The organism is Mesorhizobium sp. NZP2298 (assembly GCF_013170825.1).
Classification (GTDB): Bacteria; Pseudomonadota; Alphaproteobacteria; order Rhizobiales; family Rhizobiaceae; genus Mesorhizobium.
In genome coordinates this window covers 3252117-3272798 of the sequence record NZ_CP033365.1, presented here as the reverse complement: position 1 = coordinate 3272798, position 20682 = coordinate 3252117, and the positions used below count along the sequence as shown (strand labels likewise).

Genomic DNA, 20682 nt, shown 5'->3' with positions numbered 1-20682 from the left:
CGCTCTATATGGTGCTGCTGAATCTCAACCGGAGCACCGCGGCCATGACCCTCGCCACACGAAAACTCGGCAGCCAGGGGCTGCAGGTCTCGGCCATCGGCCTCGGCTGCATGGGCATGAGCCAGTCCTACGGTCCGGCGGACGAGGCCGAATCCATCGCCACGCTGCACCGGGCCATCGAGCTTGGCTGCACCTTCCTGGATACCGCCGAGGTCTATGGTCCGTACACCAACGAGGCACTGCTCGGCCGGGCGCTGAAGGGCAAGCGCGACCATGTCACCATCGCCACCAAATTCGGTTTCCGCATCGAAAGCGGCAAGCAGGTTGGGGTCGACAGCCGGCCCGGCCACATCAGGGAAGCCGTGGAAGCCTCGCTCGGCCGGCTCGCCACCGACCATATCGACCTCCTCTACCAGCACCGCGTGGACCCGGCCGTGCCGATTGAGGATGTCGCCGGCGCGGTCGGCAAACTGGTCGACGAGGGCAAGGTTCGCTTCTTCGGCCTGTCGGAGGCAGGCAGCGCCAACATTCGCCGCGCGCATGCCGTGCATCCCGTCTCGGCCGTGCAGAGCGAATATTCGCTCTGGGAGCGCAATCTGGAGCCGCAGATCATCCCGCTGCTCGGTGAACTCGGCATCGGCCTGGTGCCGTTCTCGCCGCTTGGCCGCGGCTTTCTGACCGGCGACGTCAGGCGCGCCGAGGATTATCCCGAAGGCGACTACCGCCGAAACGACCCGCGCTACCAGGGCGCGAACTACGACGCCAATGTCGAGGCGGCCGCCACCGTGCGCGCCATCGCGGCCGCCAGGGGCACCAAATCAGGCCAGGTCGCACTGGCCTGGTTGCTCGGCAAAGGCTCCGATTTCGGAATCGATATCGCACCGATCCCGGGCACCAAGCGAAGACAATATCTGGAAGAAAACATCGCCGCCGCCTCGCTGAAGCTCGACGCCGCCGAAATGGCAGCACTCGACGAAGCGCTGGCGCCCGGGAAAATCGCCGGCCCCCGCTATAACGAGCGCGGCATGGCGATGGTGGATCGGTAAGGCGACCATAGCCTGATCCGGAAAACCCGAATTCCGTCTCGTCCGAAGGGTCGCGGGATCAAGCAGGGACGTAGGTCAACCTGATCACATCCCCGTCCATCCGATCATGAGCCACAAGGCGCAGCCGCGGCCGGGGTCCGGCGAAATAGGGCTTGCCGCCACCAAGCACGACGGGGTGCAGGTAGATCCGATACTCGTCGATCAGGCCAAGATCCGTGAGGCTTCGCGCCAGGTTCGGGCCGGCCACTTCGACCTCCCCGTCGCGCTCGGCCTTGAGCGCGCGTATGGCGCTCTCCAGATCACCCTGGACAAGCCGCGCGTTAGGGCCGACCGATTTCAAGGTGCGCGAGACGACCCATTTCGGCTGGCGCCGCCACGCCGCCGCGAAGGCGCGTTCATCCGCGTTCCATTCAGCATGATCATCGTCCCAGTAACGCATGATCTCATACATCTGGCGACCGTACACACTGCCCGCCTGCCGCTCCGCCTCCTCGACGAAGTGGCGGAACAGCGCAGGGCCTGGCGCGAATCCCGTATGGTCGACGTAACCGTCCAGCGACTGGTTCATTCCGAAGACAAGCTTGGCCATGCCCACTCCCCTTTCCTTGCGCGTCGTATCCGAGCGAAATCCGATTGCGTTATGCAATCAGATTTAAGCTGTATCGCCTGAGCTTGGCAATTGGTTTTGGCGTGCATGAACGCCTGACGAGCTCAGTTGGCCGTTGCCTTGTCCTGAAGATCGGCCACTCCCGGGTGCACGTCATGGCGACCGCGCGGGGCGACAAGCCAGGCCAGATTGCTCTGATCCGCCGCTCGGCAAGGCAGCGACGTCGACATCGATCCCCGGCAGCGGATTCAAGAGGCTCGAATTTTTTTGCGCAGGGGTCTTGAAGCTGTTTTCGACGCTGCCCAAATCGTCCGCCGTCGAGGCTGTATGGCTCGACGACGGGCGCCGCCGCTGGGTGGCGCACCTTGTACCCATGTTGCTTCAAGGAGAATGTGGCTATGAGAACCTTTGACTCGCTTTATCGAACCACCGTCGGATTCGATCGTCTTTTCGACATGCTCGAAAACAGCGCCAGGACCGACTGGCCGCCTTACAATATCGAGAAGACGGGTGAAAACGACTACCGTATCGCCATGGCTATTGCCGGCTTCAGTTCCGAGGAGGTGGAGTTGACGCAGAATGGCCCGGAACTTGTGGTTGTCGGCCAGAAATCCACCGACACGGAGGGGCGTCAAGTGCTGCACCAGGGCCTTGCCTTGCGCAACTTCAGACACGTGTTCAAGCTGGCCGACCACATGAAGGTGGTGGCTGCGTCCCTTGAGAATGGCTTGCTCAGCGTCGAGATCGTGCGGGAAATCCCCGAGGAGCTGAAGCCTCGCCGCATCAACATCGGCTCGGGCGACGCTGTAGCGGTCAGCAAGCAGATCGTCCAGGATGTCGAGAAACCGCGCAAGGTTGCCTGACGCCGATCTTTCAACACGAACACTGCGGTCGCCTCCCGGCTTCGGTCGGGAGGCCTCGATTGCGGAGATTGGAGATGAATCAGCAGACTGAAACATTCCGCGCGGCGACCCGGCGCACCGGACGTTTCAAGGGTCTTTTTTGTCTTCTCGACAGTCCAAGCGATGTGCTCAAGCATCCACGCATGGCCTTGGACGAAAAGCGCGCCTTGCTCGCATCATGGGCGTCTGATGCGCATGCCGTCGAAAATCGCCCCACCCTACGCAAACTGGACAATGGCAAGATCGTCCCCGTCGACGATATCTTGCGATGCCTGAAGGCGCTGGATCAAGTCGGCCCCGCCGGCAAGGGTCTTTCGCGTCGGGCAATGCCGTGGACCGTGGCGTTCGATCGCCGCGGCCGGCGCATCAATGGATCGCCGCGCAGACGGCGCTTTACCGGCAGGGACGACGATGATGATCCGCCGCCTTGCCCGGCTGCCGTCGCGCCGCGCGTACCGGGTGGGGGGCAAAGTGGCGCGTATGTGATGGCCAATCACCAGCCGGCCTATGCCTGACTGAGCGCTTGTTGGCGAAAGGCACATGGCAACCCGCTGCGCCGGTTCGCAGCGGGTTCGCAAAGGCTGGCCTTCCGCCCTGCTTTTGAAGATGACCCGGCAAACGCCGCCCATTTCCTGAAGTGCCCGGCGTGCTGGGCTGCAATGCACGGCTGTGTCTTCATCATCGTCCGGCATCGCCATCAGGACCGTCCCCAGTCTTTGCAATCCGGTTTTGGTCGAGGCGCTTGCCGTCCATTGAAGCTCGAACATTCGGTGAAGCGTTGTCTGAATGGTCGCCTGCAGTCCGGCCGCTCAAGGGACATCGGCGCGCGACCGGCCGCGTCTGCGTCGTTGACTCTGGCCATGCCGAAAGCGTAAGTCGCGGTGCGCGTCTCACGTCCAAGGCGCAGCGCTTCACCCATAAAGGTATCAAAAATGGACGACAAATATGCCAACGCGCGCGAGCACTTTTTCGCGGCGATCAGGACGCTAGCAGCCTCTTCCGACAGTGTTCAAACGCGCCTGATCGACGCAAATACGAACATTCTGGACGTTACGATCGACGAGTTCGATGGTGACCCGGAACTCAAGTTCAAGTTTGCAAAAATACTGGATCTGCTTGCTGTCGATCAAGACGATATGGAAACGGTCGCTGTCGAGACCGCCGCACACATGACGGATTTCGAGGCCGTCAAGGTCGCGGACCTGATTTGTGATTTCTACTATGAGCTGACGTAATCTGGCGTGACGGGCGGAGCGATTCCGCTTCGTCCGCGGCCAGTTCAACGATTGGCACGCCCAATCTGATGGCAGCGCTCGACGCGATACATGCATGCGCCCGTTTCGCTTTCACATGACGGCATGAGACGCATTGCGGCCCGCAGGCTTCGGGGTCAAAATCTGTCTGCCGCTTCTGGCCTCCGGGACTGACCGTCTTGTCGTCATATCACGTTCCTATGTGAGACAGAGTTAAATTGCATAGCCAGCGGCCCACAATGTGATAGGGTGGGTCATGTTTTTCGGCCGAGTATGAATTTCGGTCGACGTTCCTGCCGTGTGATGGCTCGCTTCGCGCGCTTTCGGCCCTTGAGGGCCACTTTTCATGGCATCCGTTTCAGCATCCACATCCCATCTAGAAGCGGCGAGTACGCTTGCAGTCGTCGTTTCATCGAACGAGCCGCTTCTGTTCCTGACCGATGATCTCAGGATCATTGTTGTCAGTGCCTCGTTTTGCCGGACCTTTCAGGTCGATCCCGCAACGATATCGGGCAAATTGCTTTCGGAGATCGGCGCCGGCGAATGGGACATGCCGAAGCTGAACTCATTGCTCAAGGCGACCGCCGCCGGCAGCGCCAGGATCGAGGCCTACGAGATCGACCTGAAGCGGGCGGGCCAGAAGACCCGCCAGTTGGTCGTGAACGCGCGCGTGCTCGAAGACGGCGATCCTGACCGAATTCGCCTCCTGGTGGCCGTGGCCGACGTCACCGATGCTCGCGCGGACGCCCGCCAAAAGGACGATCTCATTCGCGACAAGGCAATCCTGATGCAGGAAGTGCAGCACCGGGTCGCCAACAGCTTGCAGATCATCGCCAGCGTGCTGATGCAGAGCGCGCGCAGGGTCCAGTCAGAAGAGGCTCGCGGCCATCTGCGTGACGCCCACAACAGGGTGATGTCGATCGCGGCCGTGCAGCGGCACCTTGCCCAGTCCGGCGTGGAGAACGTTTCGCTTCGGACCTATTTTACGCAGTTAAGTGAAAGCCTTGGCGCGTCGATGATCTCCGACAGGGACCGGCTTTCAATCGTCGTTTCCGTGGACGACAGCGTCGTAAAGTCGGACATTTCGATCAGCTTGGGGCTGATAGTCACCGAACTGGTGATCAACGCACTGAAGCATGCGTTTCCGCAGGAGCGGTCCGGCAAGATCTCGGTCGACTACCGTTCGCACGGGCAGGATTGGACCTTGTCAATTCGCGATGACGGGATCGGTATGGGCGACAGTGCCTCAAAGGCTGGGCTTGGCACCGGTATCGTCGAGGCGCTTGCCAGGAACTTGCAAAGCGACTTCAGCGTGACCGACGCAAATCCCGGAACGCTCGTGTCGGTTACCCACCTCGCCGACGCCATCGACAACGTGCCGGCGGCAGCATAGCCAGATGACTCCAGCAAAATCCGCTGACGCGGGGCAACCATCGCCCAATGCGAAACTTGGTCCCGCGCAGGCCGGAGACATCACGGCAAACCGCAAGGCTTTCATTCTGATCGTCGAAGACAACGCCATCATCAGGATGGGAGCGGTCGACCTCGTCGTCCATGCCGGTTACGGGGCGCTCGAGGCCAGCAATGCGGAGGAGGCAATTCGGCTGCTCGAGGCACGAACGGACATCGTGCTGGTGTTCACCGACGTTGGCATGCCCGGCACCATGGACGGCATCAAATTGGCCCACCACATCCGAAATCGATGGCCGCCGGTCAAGCTGATCGTCGCTTCCGGCAGGTCGATCATCGAACAGAGCCGGCTGCCTGAAGGAAGTCACTTTTTTCCCAAGCCCTACAACGACGGCACGATTGTCGAACAGATGCGCCGGATGCTGTCGCCGATCGAAACGCGTCAGAAGCCTTGAGCGCGGACCGTCTGCCCCATTCTTTAAAGACTTAAGGCTGGCCTCACATCCAGTTGAATTATTAGATGGAACTAAATCGGGCTCGAAGCCGTAGTATGAGCCTACCGAGACCGTGGCGTGGACCGCCGAGGGAGCATCCAGATGAGCAACGGCGCGGTTCTGGTCGTGGACGATGAGCAACTCATCCTGCTTGATGTCGAGTCGGCCTTGGAAGAAGCCGGCTTTGAAGTCGTGGCGGCTCACAATGCGGTTCAAGCCATCGCGGCCTTTGACGCCGAGCCGGGCAAGTTCAAGGGCCTCGTCACCGACATACGCCTGGGGGCGGGCAAATCCGGCTGGGATGTTGCAAGGCATCTGCGCCATGCCAACCCGACAATTCCGGTGATCTACATGAGTGGCGACAGTGCCATCCACTGGGGCGCCGAGGGCGTTCCGGAAAGCGTCATGATCACCAAGCCCTTCTTCCTGCCTCAGATCATCACGGCTTTATCGACGCTGCTGAACCAACAGCATCCCGATCACACCTGACGCCCCCGCTTGTGCTTGATCACGCTGCGCTCTACCCCCTTTGGGAAGCGACCTCGAGCCCGACGGCGCACTATCGCCGACAACGAAACACCCCTATCGGGATAGCTATTCCTGGCGCATCAAAGCGGACATGTCAGTCCGCCAGGACGTGAATTCGTCCGAGTGTAACCGAAGCTAGGCTCAGGCTCGAACCAGCGCGCTCGCAGCCATTGGATTTTGCCTTAGCTCGCCACCGCCGCCACCTTCCTTGGCGCTGCCCTTTGCCGTCTCGCGCGCCGTTTGGCGACCAGCTTCAGCGCCACCGGCGGCTCCTTCGACAGCGCGCCCGTCACCGCGCCGACCATGCCATGCGCGACGAAATCCGCGCTGATGTCCTGGGCCAGCTTGGCGGCCGCTTCCTTGTCGTCGTTGCCGGTCTCCGACCAGAACACGATGCCCACCCGAAGTGCTGCCTTCGCCCGCTTCAGCCGGCGAACCAGGAAGCGGGCGTGCTTGACGGAATCGTGAAGCATCGGCTGCAGGACAAGGGCGGCGAGACCGATGTTCTCCCGCGCATGCTTTGACATGCGCGGCGAAGCCCCCCGCAGCGATCAGGCTATGCATCGCGTGCGGCGGGAGGACGCTTCGTCTGGGCAAAGATCATCTCGAACAGCGCCCCGCCCCCGGGCGCGCTGCGGTAGCGAAGATGTCCGCCATGCGCCTCCACGATCGCGCGCACCACCGACAGGCCGAGCCCGTTGCCGCCCAGTTCCCGCGAGCGTATCGGGTCGCCCCGGATGAATGGTTCAAGGACGCGCGTCGCCATCTCCGGCGAGAGCCCCGGTCCGTCGTCGGCGACGCCCAGCCGAATTGCGCCGTCGTCCTGCGCGAGGCAGATCGTTATAGTGCCCCGAACCGCATAGCGACGCGCGTTGGTGACGAGAGCCAGCAGGGCCTGGCGAATGCGTGTCGGATCCGCCTCCACGGTCAAATCGGCCAGGTCGAGTTTCAGGTGGTAGCCGCTGGCACGCAGGTCTTGTTCCATCAACTCGGCCATCTGCTCGATTTCCCACGCGAGGCGAATCGGCTCGATGCGCAGATCCAGATGGCCGCTGTCGGCAAGCGTCACCGTCCGCAGGTCCTCGACCAGCCGCGCCAAGCCGTCCACCTGCAGGATCAGCCCCTGAAGCGAGCGCTCGTCCGGCTCGAAAACGCCGTCGATGATGCCCTGCAGGCGTCCCTTCAGGATGGTCAGCGGGGTGCGTAGCTCGTGCGCGATCGTGGCGTTCCACAGGGCCATGTCGGCGGCCATGTCCTGCAGGCGTTGCGCCATCGTGTTGAAATCGTCGATCAATGCTGCTGTCTCGCCGAGGGCACGGTCGCCGGCCGATGCGCGCGCGGTGAGGCCGCCGGCCGTGATCCGCCGTGCACTCAGGGCAAGCGACTCCAGGGGCTCGAGGATCCGGCGTGCGAGACGCAGGGAAATCAGGGCCGCGATCGGCAGGGTGACGAGGATCAGCACGCCCACGATCACGAAATCAAGCGAGGTAAGCCCACCGTCCTGTTCCGGCATCGGATAAAGGGCGACGATGGCCGTGTAGGCGAAATAGGTTCCGAAGAAGACCAGCAGCCCGGCCGTTACGGTGATGGCCGACATGGCGATGAGGATCTGCCGGCTCAATCCGGTGCGCGAACCCATCGCGTCAGGCCGACAGCCGGTAGCCTATGCCGCGCACGCCCGGCAGCAGGCCGATGGCTCCAGCCTGTTCGAGCTTCCTGCGCAGCTTGCTGACATGGCTGTCCACCGTGCGGTCAAGCGCGTCGGAGCCCGGCAGGCACGCGTCCACCAGCTCGCTTCTCGTGAAGACCTTGGCAGGGTTGCGCGCCATGTGGGCGAGGAGGCGGAACTCGGTCAGCGTCAGCGCAAGCCGTGTCGCCTCGTCGCCGGCGCCGAAGCTTGCCTGGTAGGCATCGAGGTCGATGGCGAGATCGCCGACCCGCAGGATGCCCGCCGCGGTCGCGAGGCCCGAGCGACGCAGGACGGCCTTGGCGCGGGCGACGACCTCGATCGGGTTGAAGGGCTTGACCACATAGTCGTCCGCCCCGATGCGCAGGCCCTGCAGCCGGTCAATGTCCTTGTCGAGCGCGGTGATCATGATGGCGGGGGTATTTCCCCGGCGCCGCAGTTCCGCCAAGACCTCCCATCCGTCGAGCCGGGGCATCGTGACGTCGAGAAGGACGAGGTCCGGCTTCAGCGCGAGGTGCAGGTCGAGAGCCGTGCGGCCATCACGAGCCTGCACCGTCCGAAACCCCTCCCGCACGAGGTAGGCGTCGAGGATCGCGGCGATCTCGTCGTCGTCTTCAGTTATCAGAACGAGGGCTGTCATGGCGTTCTCCTTGGACAAGGAATGCCATCCGGCGCGGCCTGCGTCGAGCGCTCCAGGCCCGTCTCCATCAAATCGCAACATAACGTCCACACGGCAGCAACCCGGCGGATGGATAGAGGCGACGTCGCCCCCAGCGACGGAACCGCTTTCACGGATGACCGTACGATGCGCCTTCGCCCACTCCTGACGCCTGCTGCCTTCGCCAGTATGGCGCTGTTTCTCGCTGCCTGCACGGATAGTGCAGGAGGCCCAACGTCCGATGCCAAGAGGCAGCCGGAGGCAATCGCCGCCCCCGTCCGCATTTCTGTGCTGAAGGTGCAGCCGCACCGAGTGGTTGTCTACGACGAACTGCCCGGCCGCGTATCGGCACTGCGAACAGCCGAGATACGTCCGCAAGTCAACGGCATCGTGCAGAAGGTGATCTTCACCGAAGGAGCGGAGGTTTCGGCGAACCAGCCCCTCTTCCAGATCGATCCCGCGCCTTTCGCCGCCGATGTCGACGCCGCTTCCGCTGTGCTGGCGCGGGCAGAGGCCGATCTCGTCAATGCGACGGTCAAGCATGAACGGGTCGAGGCGCTGGCAGTGGCGCGGACCGCGAGCGCCGCGGCCCTCGGCGATGCGAAGGCTGCATTGGCACAGGCACGTGCGAGTGTCGCCGAAGCCAAGGCGAACCTGGTCCGCCGCGAACTCGAACTGTCGCATGCGACCGTCCGAAGCCCTATCGCCGGGCGCATCGGTCAGGCCCTCACCACCGAAGGCGGCCTCGCTTCCGTCGGCGCCGCGACGCCCCTCGCCGTCGTCCAGCAGATCGACAGCGTCTATCTCGATGTCCGTCAGCCCTCGATGCGCCGGGAGCAATTGGAAGAGGAAGCCGAAAGCGGTCGCGGCGAGGATGCCGCCGCCCTTCCGGTCGACATTCTGACGATCACAGGAAAGCCCTACGCGTACCAGGGCAAGGTCCTCTACTCCGAAAGCACCGTGGAGCCCGGCACCGGCAGCATCGCCATGCGCGTGGAGGTGCCCAACCCATACAGGCAATTGCTGCCGGGCATGTATCTGCGCGCCAGGGTACCCAGCGCCATCTATCCCGATGCCTTGACCGTGCCGCAGGAGGCCGTACGCCGCGATGCTTCGGGGCGGGCCCAACTCACGGTTATCGCGAACGGCAAGACCGCCAGCAGCCACGACGTCGAGTTGGGAGCGCTGGTCGACCGTCAATACGTCATCCTGTCCGGCCTGAGGGCCGGCGAGACCGTGGTCGTGCAGGGCCAGGATCCGACTGAAGGGGGCCAACCGCTGGAGCTCGTCCCCTACCAGCCTGCGTCGCCCAAGAACGACGTCTGAGGAGAACTGTGCGATGCCCAATTTCTTCATTGATCGGCCGGTCTTTGCCTGGGTCATCGCGATCTTCATCGCGCTGGCCGGTCTCGTCTCGATCCCGCAGCTTCCGGTCTCGCGCTTCCCCGTCATCGCGCCGCCGAGCGTCAGCATCAACGCTACCTACACCGGCGCCAGCCCACAGACGATCAACGACAGCATCACCGCACCGATCGAGCGCGAACTGACGGCTGTGAAGAACGTCCTTTATATCGAATCGTCGTCCGACTCGGCCGGCAACGCCAGCATAACCGTCACCTTCAAGCCCGGCACCGATCCGGAGCTCGCCCAGATCGATGTCCAGAACAGGCTGAAGGCCGTCGAGCAGCGCCTGCCCGAGCCCGTCCGGCGCTCAGGCCTTTCCGTGGAGGGCGTCACGTCGGGATTCCTGATGATCGTCTCCCTGCGCTCCGAAGGCGGCAAGGCCGATTCCCTGGCGCTGGAGGACTATCTGGTACGCGGGCTCACCCCGGAGCTCAAGCGCGTGCCGGGCGTCGGCCGCGTCCAGTCCTTCGGCTCCGAGGCGGCCATGCGCGTCTGGATCGATCCGGCCCGGCTCGTTTCCTATTCGGTCTCGATGGCCGAGATCACACAAGCCATCCAGGCCCAAAACGTGCAGGTGGCGCCCGGCCGCCTCGGTGAGGCGCCCACCGTTCCCGGCCAGATGATCAGCGTTCCGCTCAACCTCGACGGACAATTGAAGACTCCCGAGGAGTTCGCCGCCATCGTCCTGCGTTCCAATCCGGACGGTTCGAAGCTGACGCTCGGCGACGTGGCCAAGGTCGAGATCGGCGCACAGACAATGGGTTTTTCGATCTTCGACGGAGGAAAGCCGGCTACCGCCGCGGCCATCCAGCTAGCGCCCGGCGCCAACGCCGTCTCGACCTCGGAAGGTGTCAAGGCACGCCTTGCCGAGCTCGCGCCGTCGATGCCGAAGGGCGTCACCTATGCCGTTTCCTACGACACGGCGCCCTTCGTGAAGTTGTCGATCTCGAAGGTCGTGCGGACGCTCGCCGAGGCCATGGTGCTGGTGTTCCTGATCATGCTCCTCTTCCTCCAGAGCATCCGCTACACGCTGATCCCGGCCATCGTCGCACCGATCGCGCTGCTCGGCACCTTCGCGGTGATGTGGGCAATCGGCTACTCGATCAACGTGCTGACGATGTTCGGCATGGTGCTGGCGATCGGCATCATCGTCGACGACGCGATCGTGGTGGTGGAAAACGTCGAACGGCTGATGGCGACCGAGGGCCTGTCACCGCGCGAGGCGACCCGCCGCGCCATGCGCGAGATTACGGGCGCGGTCGTCGGCATCACGCTGGTTCTGACGGCGGTGTTCCTGCCCATGGGCCTCGCAGGCGGGTCGGTCGGCGCAATCTACCGCCAGTTCACGGTCTCGCTCGCGGTCTCGATCCTGTTCTCCGCGTTCCTGGCCCTCAGCCTGACGCCCGCGCTCTGTGCCACGATCCTGAAGCCGGTGCCGTCTCATCACGAGCGCAAGGGCTTCTTTGCCTGGTTCAACCGCGGCTTCGAAAGGCTGACGGGACGGTACACGTCATGGGTCGGCTGGCTCGTGAGGCGGACCGGTCGCGTCATGCTGGTCTACAGCGTTCTCATCGGCGCGCTGGCGCTGGGCTACGGCACGCTGCCGACCGCCTTCGTGCCGGACGAGGACCAGGGGACATTCATGGCCTCGTTCACGCTGCCTGCCGACGCCACCTCCGAACGCACCCAGGCACTGGTCGAACGCTTCGACCGCCACGCCGCGACGCGCCCCGACATCGCCAACAACCTGTCCATCATGGGCTTCGGCTTTTCCGGCTCCGGCTCGAACGCGGCGATGGCGTTCACGACGTTGCGCGACTGGGATGCACGCAGCGGCAGCACCGATGCGGAGATCGCGGCGGCCGAACGGGCGATGCGGGAGGCGACGGAAGGCGAGGTCATCATCATGAAGCCGCCAGCCATCGAGGAACTTGGCACGACCTCGGGCGTCTCGCTTCGCCTCGTCGACCGCGTCGGGCGCGACGCGGGGGCGCTGCGGGATGCGTCGGAGACGCTGGTCGCACTCGCCGGTCAAAGCAAGCTCCTGCGCAATGTGCGCGTGGACGGCCTGCCCAACGGGCCCAGCGTGAACTTGCGCGTCGACCGCCAGAAGGCCGGCGCGCTCGGGGTCTCCTTCTCGGTCATCAGCGACGTGCTCGGTTCCACCATGGGCTCGACCTATGTCAACGACTTTCCGCGTGCCGGAAGTCTCCAGCAGGTCATCGTGCAGGCGCAGGCCAGGGACCGCATGCAGGTCGAGGACGTCCTGAAGCTCCAGGTGCGCAACGACAAGGGCGGCATGGTTCCCCTGTCCGAAGTGGTGACGCCGCAATGGTCCGTCGGGCCGCTGCAGCTCAACCGCTACAACGGTTACCCCTCGCTCAGCATCTCGGGAGATGCCGCGCCCGGTGTGTCGAGCGGCAATGCGATGAACGAGATCGAGCGGATCGCCGCGCGGCTTCCCGCCGGCTTCGCCGTGGAATGGACAGGCCAGTCCTTCCAGGAACGCCAGTCGGGCGCGCAGGCGCCGCTTCTGGTGGCGTTCTCCGTCGTCGTCGTGTTCCTGGTGCTGGCCGCCCTCTACGAGAGTTGGGCCATTCCGCTCTCGGTCATGCTGGTCGTGCCGCTCGGGATCCTGGGCGCGGTCGTCGCGGTGCATCTGCGTGGCTTCGAGAACGACGTGTTCTTCAAGGTCGGCTTGATCACGCTGATCGGCCTGTCGGCCAAGAACGCCGTGCTGATCGTGGAGTTCGCCCGCAAGCTGTGCGACGAGGGGCGGAGCCTGCGCGAGGCGGCCGTCGAAGCGGCGCGGTTGCGGCTGCGCCCCATCGTCATGACATCGCTGGCCTTCACGCTCGGCATCGTGCCCCTGGTCGTCGCCAAGGGTCCGAGTTCCGAAACGCAGAACGCTTTGGGCACTGGCCTCTTCGGCGGCATGATCTCGGCCACCGTGCTTGCCGTGGTCTTCGTGCCCGTGTTCTTCGTCCTCGTCATGCGATTGCCGGGCCGCAAGGCGCCGGCCGAAGGCACAGCCGGCGCGGCTCCGGTCAAGGCATGAGTATCCGGGCTCGATCGGCCGAACGCGAGCCCCGCTTCTTCCCTCAATCTGGAGACTTCCGATGACAGCCCCGCCGAACCAAAGCCGTATTACGCTCGACATCGCCACAGAAGCCGATCTGCCCCGCTTCCGCTGGGATCTCGGGGAAGCCTTCGCGATCGCCGCCATCGAGGCGTTCGGGTCTACCGAAGACGGATCGGTTCCATCCGACGCAGACGTGACCGCCTCGTTCGAGGCGCCGAACGCCGAGGTGCTCCGCATCCTGGAGGACGGGCGATGGGTCGGCGGCGCCGTCGTGTCCATCGACATCGAGACGCAGCACAATTCGCTCGACTTCTTCTTCGTGCGCGCAGGCGAGATCGGCCGGGGAATCGGCCGCAAGGCGTGGACCGCGATCGAGAAGCGCTATCCCGCCACCAAGGTATGGACGACCCACACGCCGTATTTCGAGAAGCGCAACATCCACTTCTACATCAACGTCTGTGGCTTCAGCATCGTGGAGTACTACAACGCACGCCACCCGGGCCCGGAACATTCCGCCGGACCGGACTTGCCGGAGGACAGCGGGATGTTCCGCTTCGAGAAGCGCATGTGATCCGACGAAATCGAATCGAGCCAGCCGCCTCAGCGGAACCGGAAATCCAGGGCACCCACGGTTACGTCCGCTTTCCGGATAGCGATCGAACGGATCGAAAGACTGACATGCGGCGCAAAGCCGTCATGAGCACCTTCCCGGGAGAGCCCACTCAGACTCAAACTCCCTCGCTGTAACCGGCTTTCGTCTCTAAGCCGTCGCCGCGGCAGCCACCTTCCTTGGGGCAGCGCGCGGCCGGCGCCGTTTGGCGACGAGCTTCAACGCAATCGGCGGCTCCTTCGACAGCGCGCCCGTCACCGCGCCGACCATGCCATGCGCGACGAAATCCGCGCTGATGTCCTGGGCCAGCCTGGCGGCCGCTTCCTTGTCGTCGTTGCCGGTCTCCGACCAGAACACGATGCCCACCCGAAGTGCTGCCTTCGCCCGCTTCAGCCGGCGAACCAGGAAGCGGGCGTGCTTGACGGAATCGCGGTTGAGGAAGCCGACCACGACCGTATCGATGGCTTCAAGTTCGAGGCGGCGGATGCTGGCGGGTTCCATGTCGGCAAAGCCCGCCTTCGACGCGGCCGCGCCTTGGACTTCCAGCACCTGCGCCAGCATCGCGGCGGCGGCATCGTCGAGTTCGCCTCGCCCGCCGGCGCAAAGCACCGAGAGGCCGGTGCCGTCTGGCAGGTCGGCCGCGTCCTCATCGGCCGCGTCGCCGGGCTCGCCCGTCTCCTCGGCCTGCGCATCCTCCTCGCCCGCTTCCTCTTTCGCGTCGTCTTCCAGATTGGCCACCAGCGTCAGGGCACTGGCCGCCACTTGACGTCTTTGCAGGTCACCCATGACGCCGCGCACACGGTCCCGCTCGCCCAGCAGAAGAGCCGGAATGGCGACCTTGTCGTAGAACTCGACCAGATACTTTTCTTCCAGCATCTCCTCGGCATGATCGGTGGCTTCGTCCGGATCGCCGGCCAGAAGCCGCTGGTAGAGCCGCGCATGAGGTTCCAGCACGGGCTCGTTGCCGAACAGCACGTCGAGGAATTCGAACTGCGGCACGTGCCTGCCCAGAACCACCAGGCAGACGGTGAGCGGCGTCGACAGGACCAGTCCGAGCGGCCCCCAGAGCCACGTCCAGAAGATGGCCGCAACGATGATCGCCAGCGGTGACAGCCCCGTTCGCGAACCGTAAAGCCAGGGTTCGACGACGTTGCCGGTGACCAGTTCCATCACCACGAACAGGGCGGCCGTCCACAGGACGAGCGACCAGCCGGGTGCCACGGCCAGCGCCAGGAGCAGCGGCAGCAGCATGCCTATGGCCGGACCGATATAGGGAACGAAACGCAGCGCGAGTGCGAGCAGGCCCCACAGCAGCGCATTTGGAATGCCGAGGATCCACAGCCCGATCGCGATCGGTATGGCGTAGACGATGTTGACGACCAATTGCATGAGCAGGTAGCGGCCCACCCGCTTGCCGGCATCCTGAAGCGCCTCGGTGGTGCGGTGGAGGTCGCCGTAGCCGACAAGCCGGATGAAACGGTCGCGCAAATCCTCCCGCTCGAGCAGCATGAAGATGACGACGACAATGATCAGCCCGGCCGATCCGAGCGGGCTGATCAGCGGACCGACGATGTTCTGCAGGACTTCGAGCGGCCTTTCGCGCGCGACGATTTCGACGGGCACCGGCTCGCGCGGCGGCTTGTCGGGCGTGGCGGCCGGCAGCGTGGCGTCCTGCCTGTCGATCTCCTGGCCGACACGCTCGACCACGCCGCTCAATCTCGAAATGATCCCTCCCCCGACCCCGGTTTCCTTGAGTGAGCGGATCTTGGCCAGGATGTTGGTCTGATAGACAGGGATGTTCTGCGCCAGTTCGCTGACCTGCGTGGCGACGACGAAGCTGAACAGGGCAAGTGCCGCGAAAGCGGCCAGCACGCTGGCGATGACAGCGGCGATCCGGGGAATGCCGATCCGCTTGAGCGCCGAAACCAAGGGCGCGAGCGCGAAGGTCAGCAGCAGTGCAATGGCGATCGGCAGGAAAACCTCGCGCCCGAAATAGAGTGCGGCCACCGTCGTGACGGTGGTCGCCACATTGGGCAGCGAGGTTCGCGGGTGGGGCGCGGCGGCCGCAAGAATGTCGTCCAGCGCTTGAGGCGCCATTCCATTCCGACGATTGTTCGCCACCTCGTACCTCTCCCCTGCCAATGGCCATGGTCTGATATATTGAGCCGGCGTGCAACCTTGGCCGGCGGCAATGCGCTGCTTCCAAACGAACGCCGGTCCGAATGGCTCCACACGCCTGACATTTTGTGCACACCGCAATAAATGAGTGACCACTCGCTCAAACGGGTTGGACATGGCACGCCCCCTCGCCGAAGAAAAACGTCAGGCAATCCTGGCCTCGGCCACCGAACTGGTGGCGACGCTTGGAACCGGCGCGGCCACGGCCAGGATCGCCAGGGAGGCCGGGCCTCTCCGAAGGCACGCTCTTCAACGACTTCGCCAGCAAGGATGAGTTGCTCAACCAGCTCTACCTCGAGATCAAGACCGACCTCGGCAACGCCTTGCCGACTTCATATCCGTCGCAGCGCTCGGGCGATATCGCCAACATCTCCTCGGTCGGCGGGCGGATGGCCACGCCGGCCCCAGCGCCTACCAGGCAGCAAAGTGGCGGTGGGCGGCCTAACCGAAGTGCTGGCGTCGGAACTCGCCCCCTTCGGCGTCAAGGTCATCTCGGTCGAGCCGGGCGCCCGTCCGTTCAGCCTTCCCTGGCAAACAGCGCAATGCCGGCAGTGTCGGCGACCTTCAGGACTTTCCCCAGTTCGAGCGTCGGCTTGCCGTTCTCCAACTCCGACAAGAAGCGCCGGCCGACCCCAGCGAGATCGGCGAACTGCTGCTGGGAGAAATCTCGCCGCTTGCGGGCCGCGCGAACCAGCCGGCCGAGATCCGCCGGCGACGTTATGGTGTTGCCCTGCAAGGCCGATTGCGCCAAGGCGCCCCCGTCATCGTCGCGGACCGACGGAAGCCGCCGCGGCAGCGATGCGCGGACGGGCCTGGAGGCATCGCGGGGGTTCTCAAGGCTCCCATCATGCTTATTCGAAACGCCGCCAGCCGGGACGGCCGGCGCCAGCGACCCGAATAAATCCCCCTGCTCGGCGGGAGCGGATCGTACGGCGCGGCGCGCAATTTCGACAGCGCTTTCAGGCGACGGTGTGGTCTCGGTCATGATTCTGCTCCCGAACGGGAGCATATGCCTTGCCAGGATGAAATCAAAGCCATTTTGCTACCGTGCGGGATCACAAATCATGATACCGTACGGGATCATCTGTACATGCAGCAACTGCCGTCGGCTTCCAGCCGGAAGCGAACGCGATGGGGGCTTGCTCCCGAACGGTATCAGTCGATCACCGCGCCGCATACCTTGCCAGCGCGTGCTCGATGAGCACGTCGATAACCTTGCTGTAGCCGATGCCTATCGCCGCCAGCGCCTTGGCGTACATCGAAATGTCGGTGAAGCCCGGCAGCGTGTTGACCTCGTTGACCAGCAGCGAACCGTCGGCGCGCAGGAAGAAGTCGACGCGCGCCATGGCCTCGCAGCCAAGCGCCCGGAAAGCCTGCGCGGCCATCTCCTTCGCCCTGTCGGCAACGGCGGCCGGCACATTGGCGGGCACCTGGACCACCGCGCCGTCGGCGTCGAGATACTTGGCCTCATAGGTGTAGAAGCCATGCTTGCCGGCCGGAATGATCTCGCCGGGCAGCGACACCGTGAGTGAGCCGTCGGCCCGCTCCAGCACCGAACATTCGATTTCGCGGCCTTCGACGAACTCCTCGATCAGCACCTTGCCGTCATAGCGGAAGGCCGTTTCGACGGCCTGCTCGAAGCCATCCCTGTCATTCACCTTGCTCACGCCGAAGGACGAGCCCTGGCGCGCCGGCTTGGCGAAGAAGGGCAACCCAAGCGCGCCGGCAATTTCCTGGAACGAACCTTTGTCGTTGCGATGCACGGTCACGGAGCGGGCAACGCCAAGCCCCGCCTCGCGCATCAGCCGCTTGGCGACGTCCTTGTCCATGGCGACGGCGGAGGCCAGGACGCCGCAGCCGACATAGGCGACATCGGCGACCTCGGCATAGCCCTGCACCGAGCCGTCCTCGCCGAACGGCCCGTGCAGCACGGGAAAGACGACATCGACCGGCGGCAGGTCGTGCTGCGCGCCACCGTGCGGCACGGCCACCAGCCTTCCCTTGCCGCCTGGCAACAGGGCGACCTCGATACCGTCCTCGGATACCGCGGCCCCTGCCCCGTCGCCGCCAGCCTCGGACAACGGTTGCAGCAGCCATCTGCCGTCCCTGGTAATGGCGATCGGGACCACCTCATAGCGCGTCCGGTCGATCGCCTTCAGCACATTGGCCGCCGACAGGCGCGACACTTCATGCTCAGCCGAGCGCCCGCCATAGAGGATGGCAACTCTTGTCTTCCCGGTCATTGAAACCCCTCAAAAAATCAAATGGCGACGGCAATGCCGCGATTGGCAAAGAAACGGTCGAAATCATATGGCGCCAACACTGCGTTCTCTTGTGTGGCGCTGGTATGGCCGGATGGGTTGTGAAAGCGAAAACCATCGTCCGATGCCGCTGTCACCAGCACCAGATGGCCGCCCTTCGAGGGCGGCTCGCACTCGGGCCAGCGGATCGAGCTGCTGACCGAAGCGATGAAGAAGCGCGACTGCCTGAGGATCGCCGGAATGTCCGATGTCGCGACATTGGTCATCACCTGCGCCTCCAGGCCGAATTCCGCCTTCACGAAGGTCACGAAAGGCGCGTAGATCAGGCCCTTGATCGAGCCTTCCTTGACGACATAGCCGCCATATCCAGTGCACCGCCTGGCCAGCTCGATCGTCGGCACGATCTCGCCCCGCGTCGCCAGGATCATTTTCAGGCATGCCATGCCGCAGATGTTGTCGGCCCAGACCGCGTATTCGTCGAGCGTGTCCGCGCCTGATCCTCGCCACAGCGGATCCCGCCGCAACGCGGCCTGGGCGCCATCGGCGAGCACGGCCAGCGTCATGTCAGGCGTTTCCCACTGGCTGAAAAACGGCACGGCTTCAGGCAACGGGCTCATGCGAATCCTCGGGGCGGCTCATTCCAATCTCGTATACGAGGATACGAGACCAAAGAAAAGCCGACGCTTGGAGACTGTTTCGAATTCGCTCTTGCCGCCAGGGAGGAATGTCCAGACAGTCTCTCAGAAGGTGATCTTCACCGAAGCGGTACTGCGCGTGTGCGGACCATGATGGACGGCCTCGATGTTGTTGCCGTCCGGATCGAGCAGGAAGGCGGCGTAGTACCCGGGATGATAGGGCCGCTCGCCTGGCGCGCCATTGTCCTTGCCGCCGGCCGCCAACCCGGCCTTGTAAAAGGCGTCGACCATCGCGTGGTCCTTTGCCTGGAAGGCCAGATGATGACGGCCGGTGAGCTGTCCCAGCGCGGCGCGGCTGTCGGCACTGGAGACGAACAGCTCGTCGCACCAGAAATAATCCGTTGCCGTCCCGCCGATCGGCACGTCGAGCGCTTGCAGGATCGCCTCGTAGAAACGCCGGCTGGCGGCGAGATCCCTTACCACCAGCTGGATATGGTCGATGAGCCGGCCGCGATGCAATTCCTGGGTTTCCATGCAAATCCTCCTTGCAAGGCTCCGAATGTAGATTCGGACCGGGCGCCGTCAATACGGGCGACGGTGTCAGATGACATGCCTTGCCTGGTTTCGCTGGATTTCCCTTGAGCCGGCCCTGCGCGGCGGCTGGTAAATTCCCGGACACTGTCCGCCGCGCTGGGCCCGCCGCGTCACTTCGTGTTGGTTACCGTGCGTTCCGGCCCCCGCGCCCGGCGAAATGACCGTCAATTGGCCGATACCACCATCAATTGGCCGATACCGCGGCCGGCCCTGACGGGCCTTCCCCTGCTGCATCGTTCGCCGTGCCGCGTTCTTGGGCTGGACCGCATGTGAATTATCCTGAAGTGCGCCGCCGCACTTGGCGCACCGGTGTGACCATTCGGCATCAGCCGAGACGCCGTTCAGAATTTGTAGGCGATGCCGAGCCGGATATCGTGCGTCTTCAGTTCGATCGCATCGGGGTTCACGGCGGCCCCATTGAAGGTCGAGTGCCGTATGGAGGTGTGGCGGCCGAAGTCGGCAAAGCGGTATTCGCCCCGGACCACCCAATTGTCGCTGACGGCATATTCGGCGCCGGCGCCCAGCGCATAGCCCGCGATGGTGTCCTCGACATCGGCATAGGTATCTCCGCTCGGAAGGAAGACGGTGCTGTGCTTGTAGTGCGCCATCGCCACGCCGGCGGTGACGAACGGAAGCCACCGATCCATCGCGTAGCCAGCCCTCAGGCGGGCGGACCCGATCGAGTTCAGTTCCAGCACACCGCCAAAGCCGGGATCGTCGACGCCCAGCGCCTGATAGACGGTCGTGTCCTTGAGATTCGCGAAGTTGTAGTCGCCCTCGACGCCGAGGACCAGGCCGCTGTCGAACTGCTTCATATAGCCGGCATAAAGGCCGCCGAAGCCGCCCGAAAGGCTGCCGTAGCCCCAGCCGTAGCCGCCAAAACTGTCAGCCGCGAAAGTCTGGCCGACCCTTGCGTCCCCCCATCCGTATCCGGCCTGCGCGCCGATATAGCCGCCGGACCAGTTGTAGGAGGCCGAGACCGGCGGGCCGGCGTCGGCGGCTGAAGCCATGCCGGCGAGCCCGAGAAAGAAGGCTGTGGCGAGAAATATCGTTTTCATTGCTTGTCCGCGGTCCCCGAGATGCACGCCACGGCGGAAGTGCTTCGCGGCGATACATCGCGGTCTTGCATTATTCGCTGTCCCGCGTCTTGGTCTGGACCGCACCGGACTTGTCTTCGAACGCGCCGTGCTGCTTTCCCGCCCCGTGTGGCCGTTCCGCACCGGCCGGATGAAACCGGATCGCCGATGCGGTAGAGCGGTTCACCGTCTCACGACGACGGCGAACCGCCCCAACTCCCTGTTTTGGCGCTATTCCCAAGGGAAAGCCGTTTCAT

General features: G+C 64.1%; 20 protein-coding genes. 10 read left to right on the top strand and 10 right to left on the bottom strand.

The window, feature by feature from the left end; all coding sequences use genetic code 11:
- Nucleotides 1-44: 44 nt before the first annotated feature.
- Nucleotides 45-1046: an aldo/keto reductase gene (locus tag EB231_RS15830; protein WP_172349629.1), complete on the top strand. Its 1002-nt coding sequence runs from the start codon at nt 45-47 to the stop codon at nt 1044-1046.
- 58 nt (nt 1047-1104) lie between these two features.
- Here EB231_RS15830 and EB231_RS15825 read toward each other — a convergent pair whose 3' ends face one another.
- Nucleotides 1105-1635, bottom strand: coding sequence for a dihydrofolate reductase family protein (locus tag EB231_RS15825; protein WP_172349628.1), 531 nt, complete (start codon nt 1633-1635; stop codon nt 1105-1107).
- Between the two features lie 416 nt (nt 1636-2051).
- On the opposite strand from EB231_RS15825, the gene EB231_RS15820 reads away from it, so the two are divergent.
- From EB231_RS15820 to EB231_RS15795, 6 genes are all read left to right on the top strand, one after another.
- Nucleotides 2052-2516: an Hsp20 family protein gene (locus EB231_RS15820; RefSeq protein WP_172349627.1), complete on the top strand. Its 465-nt coding sequence runs from the start codon at nt 2052-2054 to the stop codon at nt 2514-2516.
- 74 nt (nt 2517-2590) lie between these two features.
- The gene (locus tag EB231_RS15815) at nt 2591-3070 is read left to right on the top strand and encodes a hypothetical protein (protein WP_206681924.1); all 480 of its coding nucleotides are present in this window, start codon (nt 2591-2593) and stop codon (nt 3068-3070) included.
- Nucleotides 3071-3487: 417 nt separating this feature from the next.
- Nucleotides 3488-3790: a hypothetical protein gene (locus EB231_RS15810; RefSeq protein WP_172349626.1), complete on the top strand. Its 303-nt coding sequence runs from the start codon at nt 3488-3490 to the stop codon at nt 3788-3790.
- A gap of 364 nt (nt 3791-4154) precedes the next feature.
- Nucleotides 4155-5201 carry a sensor histidine kinase gene (locus EB231_RS15805; protein WP_172349625.1) on the top strand — a complete coding sequence of 349 codons (1047 nt, stop codon included), beginning with the start codon at nt 4155-4157 and terminating at the stop codon, nt 5199-5201.
- A gap of 136 nt (nt 5202-5337) precedes the next feature.
- Nucleotides 5338-5673: a response regulator gene (locus EB231_RS15800; RefSeq protein ID WP_246741021.1), complete on the top strand. Its 336-nt coding sequence runs from the start codon at nt 5338-5340 to the stop codon at nt 5671-5673.
- A 141-nt stretch (nt 5674-5814) separates the two neighbouring features.
- Nucleotides 5815-6201 (top strand): response regulator, encoded by a 387-nt coding sequence (locus tag EB231_RS15795; protein WP_172349624.1) that lies wholly within the window; start codon nt 5815-5817, stop codon nt 6199-6201.
- Nucleotides 6202-6422: 221 nt separating this feature from the next.
- Here the strand turns inward: EB231_RS15795 and EB231_RS15790 are convergent, their stop codons facing one another.
- The 3 genes from EB231_RS15790 to EB231_RS15780 are packed head-to-tail and all read right to left on the bottom strand — an operon-like array spanning nt 6423 to nt 8567.
- Nucleotides 6423-6767, bottom strand: a complete 345-nt coding sequence (locus EB231_RS15790; RefSeq protein ID WP_246740972.1) for a hypothetical protein — start codon at nt 6765-6767, stop codon at nt 6423-6425.
- A 29-nt stretch (nt 6768-6796) separates the two neighbouring features.
- On the bottom strand, nt 6797-7879 hold the full coding sequence (locus tag EB231_RS15785) for an ATP-binding protein (protein ID WP_172349623.1): 1083 nt from the start codon (nt 7877-7879) through the stop codon (nt 6797-6799).
- 4 nt (nt 7880-7883) lie between these two features.
- Complete coding sequence (locus EB231_RS15780; RefSeq protein ID WP_172349622.1) at nt 7884-8567, bottom strand: response regulator; 684 nt, start codon at nt 8565-8567, stop codon at nt 7884-7886.
- Nucleotides 8568-8732: 165 nt separating this feature from the next.
- Between EB231_RS15780 and EB231_RS15775 the strand changes: the two genes are divergently transcribed.
- From EB231_RS15775 to EB231_RS15765, 3 genes are all read left to right on the top strand, one after another.
- On the top strand, nt 8733-9911 hold the full coding sequence (locus EB231_RS15775) for an efflux RND transporter periplasmic adaptor subunit (protein WP_246740971.1): 1179 nt from the start codon (nt 8733-8735) through the stop codon (nt 9909-9911).
- Nucleotides 9912-9924: 13 nt separating this feature from the next.
- Entirely contained in the window at nt 9925-13047 is a 3123-nt protein-coding gene (locus EB231_RS15770; RefSeq protein WP_172349621.1) for a multidrug efflux RND transporter permease subunit, read from the top strand.
- 61 nt (nt 13048-13108) lie between these two features.
- On the top strand, nt 13109-13642 hold the full coding sequence (locus EB231_RS15765) for a GNAT family N-acetyltransferase (RefSeq protein WP_172349620.1): 534 nt from the start codon (nt 13109-13111) through the stop codon (nt 13640-13642).
- 189 nt (nt 13643-13831) lie between these two features.
- On the opposite strand, the gene EB231_RS15760 is transcribed toward EB231_RS15765, so the two are convergent.
- The 6 genes from EB231_RS15760 to EB231_RS15735 all read right to left on the bottom strand — a co-directional run bounded on the left by EB231_RS15760 (nt 13832) and on the right by EB231_RS15735 (nt 20407).
- Nucleotides 13832-15778, bottom strand: a complete 1947-nt coding sequence (locus EB231_RS15760) for an AI-2E family transporter (protein ID WP_246740970.1) — start codon at nt 15776-15778, stop codon at nt 13832-13834.
- A 598-nt stretch (nt 15779-16376) separates the two neighbouring features.
- On the bottom strand, nt 16377-16844 hold the full coding sequence (locus EB231_RS15755) for a helix-turn-helix transcriptional regulator (RefSeq protein ID WP_172349618.1): 468 nt from the start codon (nt 16842-16844) through the stop codon (nt 16377-16379).
- Nucleotides 16845-17022: 178 nt separating this feature from the next.
- Nucleotides 17023-18102 (bottom strand): D-alanine--D-alanine ligase family protein, encoded by a 1080-nt coding sequence (locus EB231_RS15750; protein WP_172349617.1) that lies wholly within the window; start codon nt 18100-18102, stop codon nt 17023-17025.
- 17 nt (nt 18103-18119) lie between these two features.
- Nucleotides 18120-18737: a C39 family peptidase gene (locus tag EB231_RS15745; protein WP_172349616.1), complete on the bottom strand. Its 618-nt coding sequence runs from the start codon at nt 18735-18737 to the stop codon at nt 18120-18122.
- A 123-nt stretch (nt 18738-18860) separates the two neighbouring features.
- A complete protein-coding gene (locus EB231_RS15740; RefSeq protein ID WP_172349615.1) occupies nt 18861-19289 on the bottom strand; it encodes a VOC family protein in 429 nt (142 codons plus the stop codon).
- Nucleotides 19290-19690: 401 nt separating this feature from the next.
- Nucleotides 19691-20407 carry an outer membrane protein gene (locus EB231_RS15735; RefSeq protein ID WP_172349614.1) on the bottom strand — a complete coding sequence of 239 codons (717 nt, stop codon included), beginning with the start codon at nt 20405-20407 and terminating at the stop codon, nt 19691-19693.
- Between the last annotated feature and the right edge of the window lie 275 nt (nt 20408-20682).